This is a genomic window from Methylobacterium cerastii (assembly GCF_022179125.1).
GTDB lineage: Bacteria > Pseudomonadota > Alphaproteobacteria > Rhizobiales > Beijerinckiaceae > Methylobacterium > Methylobacterium cerastii.
The window spans coordinates 112813-121287 of the sequence record NZ_BPQG01000074.1 but is presented as its reverse complement, the minus strand read 5'-3'; the positions used below and the strand labels follow the sequence as shown (position 1 = coordinate 121287).

The 8475-nt window shown below is 68.4% G+C and carries 10 protein-coding genes; 4 read left to right on the top strand and 6 right to left on the bottom strand.

Annotated elements, in window-relative coordinates; all coding sequences use genetic code 11:
• Window position 1 precedes the first annotated feature (1 nt).
• From MFF13_RS21510 to MFF13_RS21490, 5 genes are all read right to left on the bottom strand, one after another.
• Window positions 2-244 carry a hypothetical protein gene (locus MFF13_RS21510; protein ID WP_238272899.1) on the bottom strand — a complete coding sequence of 81 codons (243 nt, stop codon included), beginning with the start codon at window positions 242-244 and terminating at the stop codon, window positions 2-4.
• A 142-nt stretch (window positions 245-386) separates the two neighbouring features.
• Window positions 387-749 (bottom strand): hypothetical protein, encoded by a 363-nt coding sequence (locus tag MFF13_RS21505; RefSeq protein ID WP_238272898.1) that lies wholly within the window; start codon window positions 747-749, stop codon window positions 387-389.
• Window positions 750-814: 65 nt separating this feature from the next.
• Window positions 815-1060, bottom strand: a complete 246-nt coding sequence (locus tag MFF13_RS21500) for a hypothetical protein (RefSeq protein ID WP_187273609.1) — start codon at window positions 1058-1060, stop codon at window positions 815-817.
• A 182-nt stretch (window positions 1061-1242) separates the two neighbouring features.
• Window positions 1243-2229, bottom strand: coding sequence for a cation diffusion facilitator family transporter (locus MFF13_RS21495; protein ID WP_147828552.1), 987 nt, complete (start codon window positions 2227-2229; stop codon window positions 1243-1245).
• Between the two features lie 45 nt (window positions 2230-2274).
• Window positions 2275-3024 (bottom strand): cation efflux transmembrane domain-containing protein, encoded by a 750-nt coding sequence (locus tag MFF13_RS21490; protein WP_147828553.1) that lies wholly within the window; start codon window positions 3022-3024, stop codon window positions 2275-2277.
• Between the two features lie 68 nt (window positions 3025-3092).
• Between MFF13_RS21490 and MFF13_RS21485 the strand changes: the two genes are divergently transcribed.
• Window positions 3093-3512: a MerR family transcriptional regulator gene (locus MFF13_RS21485; protein ID WP_238272897.1), complete on the top strand. Its 420-nt coding sequence runs from the start codon at window positions 3093-3095 to the stop codon at window positions 3510-3512.
• Window positions 3513-3832: 320 nt separating this feature from the next.
• Here the strand turns inward: MFF13_RS21485 and MFF13_RS21480 are convergent, their stop codons facing one another.
• Window positions 3833-4630, bottom strand: coding sequence for a L,D-transpeptidase (locus MFF13_RS21480; RefSeq protein ID WP_147828555.1), 798 nt, complete (start codon window positions 4628-4630; stop codon window positions 3833-3835).
• A 247-nt stretch (window positions 4631-4877) separates the two neighbouring features.
• Here MFF13_RS21480 and MFF13_RS21475 point away from each other — a divergent pair, with 247 nt between their 5' ends.
• The 3 genes from MFF13_RS21475 to pgsA all read left to right on the top strand — a co-directional run bounded on the left by MFF13_RS21475 (window position 4878) and on the right by pgsA (window position 8446).
• Window positions 4878-5603, top strand: a complete 726-nt coding sequence (locus MFF13_RS21475; protein WP_147828556.1) for a chemotaxis protein — start codon at window positions 4878-4880, stop codon at window positions 5601-5603.
• Window positions 5604-5666: 63 nt separating this feature from the next.
• The gene (gene uvrC / locus MFF13_RS21470) at window positions 5667-7751 is read left to right on the top strand and encodes an excinuclease ABC subunit UvrC (RefSeq protein ID WP_147828557.1); all 2085 of its coding nucleotides are present in this window, start codon (window positions 5667-5669) and stop codon (window positions 7749-7751) included.
• Window positions 7752-7846: 95 nt separating this feature from the next.
• A complete protein-coding gene (gene pgsA, locus MFF13_RS21465) occupies window positions 7847-8446 on the top strand; it encodes a CDP-diacylglycerol--glycerol-3-phosphate 3-phosphatidyltransferase (RefSeq protein WP_147753593.1) in 600 nt (199 codons plus the stop codon).
• Window positions 8447-8475 lie beyond the last annotated feature (29 nt).

Genomic DNA, 8475 nt, shown 5'->3' with positions numbered 1-8475 from the left:
CTTAATGAGTCCGCGACCTAGTCTCGGCGTCGGCGTGCCCGTGGCCATGCTCGCCGTGACCGTGGCCATCGTCGGCTGCGACTGTCGCCCGCTTGGTCACGGCCGCGTTGGTCGGAGGCGTCGCCCGGGCGTTCGTAAGGCCGGCGGCGGCGAGCGCGTCCTGCACGACCTCGGACACACGGGGGAAGGCACCGCCGACGGCGATGCCGATGGCCAGGAAGGCCACGGAGAGGAATGCACGCATGGAAATGGCCAGGTTCCGACCGGGACATCGCCTCGCCGCTCGTGCGGCCTGGGACGGACCCGTGTTGGGAGTTCGCGATGGTGAGGCGGCCGGGGCCTGCGAGGGGCCGGCCAGGACGCGCCACGGACGTGGCGACGTCGCCTCAGGCGCGAGGCGGCCTGGGAAGGCGGTCGGGCGAGACCGATCCGATGGTGGTGGTCACGGTCGCGTAGGAGGCGCGCGCGGTCCCGCGGGACGGCAGGGCGGGCGTCGCGTCGACGTTCAGGGCCTGGTGGCAGCCGCAGTTGGCATGGCAGGCCGGGCAGGTATCGGCGTGATCCGTTCGGGCGACGTCCGTCGGGGCCGACATGGAGAGTTCGTGGCTGACGGACCGGTGGGCCTCGGCGGAATGGATCGCGCCGGGGACGACGAGCGCCATGACCAGGACGAGCGAGAGCGCGCGGACGATGGTCGCCCACCAGCCGCGCATCGTCTCGTAGGCCCTGATCCGAGGTCCCGTGGTCATGGTCGCCTTATGAACGATTCAGGGCCACCCGTACATGCCGGGTGACCCACGACGAGGGCGGAGCCTCAATAGTCGTCGTGATGATGGTGGTGCCTGCGCTCGCCGTAGAACCGGCGCTCGCCATAGTACGCCTGGTCGCCGTAATCCCGGTGCGGTCGGTGGATGACGACGTCGTCATGGTCGCCATGGTGGTAGCGGTCGACATGGACGTCGCCGCGCCGGTCGAAGTCGCCGCCGTAGTATTGGGCGGACGCCGCGGCCGGGGCGAGGATCAGGCTGACGGCGACCAAGGCCGGGATGCGGACACGCATGGCTCGTTCCTCAAGGGATGATGCCGTAAGGATCGGCTTCGTCGGTTGAACGAAGCCTGAAATCGCCGTTCATCCATCGGTGGCCGGAAGCAACGAACCGATGTCTCGCGACGCGGATACAGGTCTCCTCCGGTCGCACGTGTTGGAGGCATCCCCATCGCGTTGGGCATGTTTCCGATGGCTTAGACGACGTTGGCGGGGGCGAGGGCGCAGGCGGTGTCGGCGCTCGTCTCGACCTGCAGGGTGGTGTGGCCGATGCCGAACCGTTCCTTGATGCCGGTGGCCGCGTCCATGAGGAAGGCGTCGTCGGGGCGGCCGCCGGGCATCAGGAGATGGGCGGTCAGGCAGATCTCGGTGGTGCTCATCGCCCAGACGTGCAGGTCGTGCAGGGCGGTGACCCCGGGCAGTCCTTCGAGGTGGCTTCGGACGGCGGGCGGATCGATGCCCGGCGGGACGGCGGCGAGGGACAGCGTGAGGCTGTCGCGCAGGAGTCCCCAGGTGCTCCAGACGATGACCGCGACGATGGCGAGGCTGACGACCGGATCGAGCCAGGTCCATCCGGTGTAGAGGATCACGAGGCCGGCGATGACCACGCCCGCCGAGACGGAGGCGTCCGCGGCCATGTGCAGGAATGCGCCCTTGATGTTGATGTCGGCCTTGGCGCCGGATGCGAACAGCCACGCGGTGATGCCGTTCACGAGGATGCCGACCGCGGCGACGATCATCACGGTCTTGCCGGCGACCGGAGCAGGCTCGCCGAACCGCTGGATCGCCTCCCAGGCGATGGCGCCGACGGCGACCAGCAGGAACACCGCGTTGAACAGGGCCGCCAGGATCGACGAGCCCTTCATCCCGTAGGTGTAGCGGGCGCTCGGGGCGCGCTTGGCCAGCACCACGGCGACCCAGGCCACCACCAGGCCGAGCACGTCGGAGAGGTTGTGGCCGGCATCGGCCAACAGGGCCATCGAGTTCCCTAGCACCCCGTAGGTTGCCTCGACGGCGACAAAGCCGACGTTGAGGGCGATGCCGATGGCGAACGCCTTGCCGAAGCTCGCGGGGGCATGGGAATGGCCCGGCTCGTGTGAATGGCCGGCATGGCCCTCGGCCGAATGAGCCTCGTGGTCATGCGATCCGTGATCGTGGCCGGCGTGTGCATCGTGCGTCGTCATGGCGTCCTGTAGGGGGCGGTATCGGTCGATGAATTGCGGCGCAGCCTAGTCGGCCGGCGCGGGATGGATCGCGCCAGTGCCTTCCCGATGCTCGGCCCAGGCCTGCCGAAGGATCTGGAGGGACGAGGTCAGGAAGATGCCGGCCATCACCGCCGCCACGGCTAGGTCGGGCCAAGCGCTGGAGGAGCCCCAGACCCCGAGCGCGGCGACCATGACCACGACGTTGCCGATGGCGTCGTTGCGCGAGCACAGCCAGACCGACCGCACGTTGGCGTCGCCGTCCTTGTAGCGGCGCAGCAGCAGGACCGATCCGAGGTTCGCGGCCAGCGCCATGACGCCGATGACGCCCATGACCTCCGCCCTGGGCACGCCGAGCACCATCGTCTGGTAGACGGTGCTGCCGAACACCCAGAGCGCCATCAGGAACAGCGAAGCGCCCTTGAACAGGGCCGCCTTCGAGCGGACTGCCAACGACGCGCCGATCACCGCGAGGCTGAGGCCGTAGGTCACGGTGTCGGCGAGGAAGTCGAGGGCGTCGGCCTTGAGCGCCTGCGATCCGGCGAGTTGGCCCGCTGCCATCTCGGTCACGAACATCGCACCGTTGATGCCGATGACGGTCCAGAGGACCGCCTTGTAGCGCGGGTCGACGCCGTCGAAGACCGGCACGCCGCCAGAGCAACATGAGCCGCCGCCCTTGTCGTGCACCGGCGTTTGCGTGGGGGGCCCGGGGAGCGCGAGCTTGGGAGGGGAACAGCAGGCGTCAGCCTTGGTCGCTCCGCAGCAATGCTCGCTCATCACGTCTCCTTCCCATCGATCGGAGGCGACGCTACAACCTCTAGCGGCTAGAGGTGCAAGCGGAAATCATGGATATCGCAATCGGGGAGCTGTCCCAGCGGACCGGCGTGAAGGTGCCGACGATCCGGTACTACGAGCAGGTCGAGCTGATGCCGGTGCCCCCCCGGTCGGCCGGGTTGCAGCGCCGCTACGGCGAGGCCGATGTCGCGCGGCTGAACTTCATTCGCCATTCCCGCGAGCTCGGCTTCGAGGTCGACGCCATCCGGGAGTTGCTGACGATGAACGCGCATCCCGACCGGTCATGCGCCGACGTCGACTTGATCGCCCGCCGCCACCTCGCCGAGGTCGACCGGCGGATCGAGCGGCTCATGGCGCTGCGAGGCGAGCTCGACCGGATGATCTCGGAATGCGGCAAGGGCCGCGTTGGCGAATGCCGGGTGATCGAGACGCTGTCCGATCATGGAAAGTGCGCGCACGGGAGCCACTGAAAACCAAGCAATCTGCGTTGTGAGGCACATCGATCCGCGTTCCCACGCGGACGAACACCCCAACGCGCCGTGACGTATTTCGAAGCTACGCCACGGCACGCACTTTAGGTTGATTTCGCTCGGAACCTTGGGCGTTCAGATTGGATCTCTGTGTCGGCTATCACCAGAGATGCGCCAGAACGCCGGAGGAGCGGCAGAACAATGATATTGGTGATCTCAATCCCCAGGTTCGCGGCGGAGCGGGTGCCGACAAACATTGGGGTACGGAGCCGACACACCACCATCTCCTACCGTCAAACTTTCCGCGTTCGCACACTCGCCTACATCACCTCGACGCGCGTTCCCACCGGCACCCGTTCGTAGAGATCGACCACGTCGTCGTTCATCATCCGGATGCAGCCGGACGACACGTTCTGGCCGATCGTGTGCGGCTCGTTGGTGCCGTGGATGCGATAGAGCGACGAGCCGAGGTAGAGTGCCCGGGCCCCGAGCGGATTGCCCGGACCGCCCTCCATGTGGCGCGGCAGGTCCGGCCGGCGGGCCAGCATCTCCGCGGGCGGCGTCCAGTCCGGCCACTCGGCCTTGCGGCTGATCGTCTTGAGGCCGGACCAGGCGAAGCCGGGGCGTCCGACGCCGATGCCGTAGCGCATCGCCCGGCCGCCGGGCTGGACGAGGTAGAGGAACTTCGAGGGCGTATCGATCACAATCGTTCCCGGCCGCTGATGGCCGGGGAACGCGACCTCCTGCCGGGCGTAGCGCGGATCTGGGGCACGGGCGATCCGGTCGGCCTCGGGGGGCGGGCCGCCCTGGACGGGCAACGCGGCGTAAGCGGGCGAGGCGTAGGCCGGTGCGGCACCGCCATAGGGCTCGATCGGGTCGCCGGAGCGCATTGCGGAGCCGTAAGCTGCCGCCTGGTACCCGGAGCGCGCAGAAGCGGAGCGGGCGCCTCCGTAGGACCCGCCGCGCGATCCGCCACGGGCGCCGACATCGCCGGTGAACAGGTACTCGATCAGGCCGCCGCCGTATCCGTCATCCTCCGAATAGCGCGCCTGCGCTTGCGCTGCACCCGACCACACGGACGCGACCAGCGCCGCCCCTACGCACCAACTCGCCCGCATCACCGCACTCCTGCGCCGCGGTCTGGCTCGGTGCCGCCCGCTATGGTGCACAACGTCGGACCGGGATGCGCGACATCCGGTGAAGGAACGTGGTGAATCGAAGCCAGCGGCTCCGCAGGGGCTCGGTCGTCTCGAAGCAGCATGAATCGAGCGTGAATCTGTCGCGGACACGAGCGATCTTCAGCAAACCGCAACCCTTATCGGTCTTAGATCAGGTTCGGATTTCCAAGACCACCGGTTCGAGCCGATGAATCAGAAGCGTTACCGCATCGAGGACAGCCTGGGCCTGGCGCCGGCCGTGGTGATGGCGCCGAGCGTCCAGCCCGTGGCGGGGGGCGCCAACCTCGACGAGATCCTGTCCGCGATCCAGGACCTGCGCCGCATCACCCAATCGAGCGCCGGCGAGACCATCGATGCGTGCCGCCGCGAGCTGAGCGAAGCCTTCGCGATGCGGTCCGAGCTCGACGTGATGAAGGCGGCGATCACCAACACCCGCGACGAGATCGCGGCGCTCTATCATTCCGAGAGCAACGGCAAGGGGATGCGCCGGGCGGCCGACGAGCTCGGCGCCGTGGTCGGCTCGACCGAGCGCGCCACCTCGACGCTGCTCACCGCGCTGGAGGACATCGAGGCGAACGCCAACATCTTGCGGGCCGGCAACCTCGGCAAGGGCGGCCAGGACAAGGTCGACGTCATCCTCGACCGCGTCATCGTCGCCTACGAGGCCTGCAACTTCCAGGACCTGACCGGCCAGCGCATCAGCAAGATCGTCAACGTGATGAGCTTCGTCGAATCGCATCTCGACCGGATGATCTCCGCCTGGAGCGGGCTCGACGGCTTCCGCGACCTGATCGACGGCGGCGTCGAGGCCGTCATCGACCCGGACGACGAGCGCTCCCTCTTGAACGGCCCGAAGCTCGACGAGGATCCGGGCCACGTCGATCAGTCGGACATCGACGCGCTGTTCGGCTGAGGCGGCGCGCCTTAGCGCGTCCCGCCCCTTCCCTCCACAGTTTTGCGGGCTTAGATCACGGCGATGAGCCGGAGAGTCCCGTCAGGTCGCACCACCGAGGATCTGCCTCCCGAGGGCTTCGACGACGAAGCCTCGGAGAACGGAGCCTTCGACGACGAGCGGGACGAGGCCGTACCGGCGCAGGCCGACGAGGCGCCCGAGATCGACTTCGATTTCGAGCCCGGCGCCGTCGAGGCCGGCACGGAGGTGATCCGTCGGTTCTGGAGCACGCTGCCCTTGGGGCCGGGCGTCTACCGGATGTTCGATGCCAAAGGCGACGTGCTCTACGTCGGCAAGGCCAAGAACCTGAAGGCCCGTGTCGGCTCGTACGCACGGGGCCAGGCGCATTCCAACCGCATCGCCCGGATGATCTCGCAGACGGCGGCGATGGAGTTCGTCACCACTGCCACCGAGACCGAGGCGCTGCTACTCGAGGCCAACCTGATCAAACAGTTGAAGCCGCGCTTCAACGTGCTGATGCGGGACGACAAGTCGTTCCCCTACATCCTCGTCACCGCCGACGGGCCGGCGCCGCAGATCGTCAAGCATCGCGGCGCACGGCGCCGCAAGGGCAGCTATTATGGGCCGTTCGCCAGCGTCTGGGCGGTGAACCGCACCGTGAACGCCCTGCAGCGCGCCTTCCTGCTGCGCACCTGCACCGACAGCTATTACGAGAACCGTACCCGGCCCTGCCTGCTGTTCCAGATCAAGCGCTGCTCCGGCCCCTGCACCGGCGAGATCGCGCTGGAGGACTATGCCGGCATGGCCGACTCGGCCAAGAACTTCCTCGCCGGCAAGTCCAACGCGGTGAAGGACCGGATGCGCCTGGAGATGCAGACCGCCTCCGACGCGATGGAGTTCGAGCGCGCCGCCCGCTTCCGCGACCGGATCAGTGCGCTGTCGGCGATTCAAGGCGTTCAGGGTGTCAACACGCAAGGGGTCGAGGAGGCGGACGTGTTCGCCCTCGACGAGCAGGCCGGGCAGTTTTGCATCGAGGTGTTCTTCTTCCGCAACTTCCAGAACTGGGGTAACCGCGCCTATTTCCCCAAGGCCGACCGCTCGATGACGCCGGACGAGGTGCTGGGCTCGTTCATCGGCCAGTTCTACGATGCGATGCCGGCGCCGCGCCTCGTGCTGACGAGCCATGCGGTCGAGGACGCGGAGCTCGTCGCCGCGGCTTTGTCCAGCCAGGTCGCCTACCGGGTCGAGCTGCATCAGCCGCAGCGCGGCGAGCGCAAGGCGTTGGTCGAGTACGCCCAGCGCAACGCCAAGGAGGCCCTCGGCCGGCGCCTCGCCGACACCGCCTCGCAGGGCAAGCTCCTGGTCGCGCTGGGGCAGGCCTTCGCCCTCGACCGCACGCCGCGCCGGATCGAGGTCTACGACAACTCGCACATCATGGGCACCAACGCCGTCGGCGGCATGGTGGTCGCGGGACCCTCGGGCTTCATGAAGACGCATTACCGCACCTTCAACATCAAGTCCGAGGAGCTGACGCCCGGCGACGATTACGGGATGATGCGCGAGGTGCTGCAGCGCCGCTTCAAGCGCCTGGTGAAGGAGGCGCCGCGCACCCCCGCGCAGGCCGCGGTCGCGGCGAGCGAGGGCGGCGCGCCGGAGCCGGCGCCCGAACCGCCCGAGGAGGCCGACGCGTTCCCAGCCTGGCCCGACCTCGTGCTCGTCGACGGCGGCAAGGGCCAGCTCGACGCCGCGCGAAAGGCCCTGGAGGAGATCGGAGTCGCCGACGTGGCGCTGGTCGGTATCGCCAAGGGGCGCGACCGCGACGCCGGCCGCGAGACCTTCTTCGTACCGGGCCGCCCGCCGTTCAAGCTGCCGCCGCGCGACCCGACCCTCTACTTCGTGCAGCGCCTGCGCGACGAGGCGCATCGCTTCGCAATCGGGACCCACCGGGCCAAGCGCAAGCGGGAGCTGGTGCGCAACCCGCTCGACGAGATCGCGGGCATCGGCCCGAGCCGCAAGCGCGCGCTCCTGCACCAGTTCGGCACCGTGAAGGCGATCGAGCGGGCGGCCTACGAGGACCTCGCCAAGACGCCCGGCGTCAACGCCGCCACCGCGCGCGCCGTCTACGACTTCTTCCATGCGGGGGGCTGAGGCATGAGCGGAGCGGGAGGCTGAGGATGAGCGATCGCATCGGGGATTCGTCGGAATGGTTGACGCTCGCGCAGGCGCATGATTTCACCGGCGCGATGAACGCCGTCCTCCCCCGACGCCGGTCGCAGGCTTGGACGCTCGCGAACTGCCTGACCTACGGCCGCCTGGTCGCCGTCCCGGTGATGGTCGCGCTGCTGTTCTGGCCCGATTCGACCGCGATGCGCTTCACAGCCTTCGCGGTCTTCGTGCTCGCCGCGATCACCGACTACCTCGACGGCTACGTCGCCCGCGCCTACGCGCAGAGTTCGGCGCTCGGGCGCATGCTCGATCCGATCGCCGACAAGCTGCTGGTGGCCGCCTGCCTGCTGATGCTGGTGGCCGACCGCACCATCGTTGGCTCCTCCGTCTGGGCAGCGATCGTGATCCTGTGCCGCGAGGTGCTGGTCTCCGGGCTTCGCGAATACCTCGCCGAGCTGAAGGTCGGCGTGCCGGTGAGCAAGGTCGCCAAGTGGAAGACCACGGTGCAGCTCGTGGCTTTGGGTTTCCTTGTCGCGGGACCGGCGGGCGAGACGATCCTGCCCGGGACCGAGCGGATCGGCCTCGTCCTGCTCTGGCTCGCCGCCGCCCTGACGCTCTGGACCGGCTGGGACTACATGCGCGCGGGCATCAAGCACGTCATCGACGATCCGCGATAAGATCCCCGAATAGGGCGCGGGTCCATTCT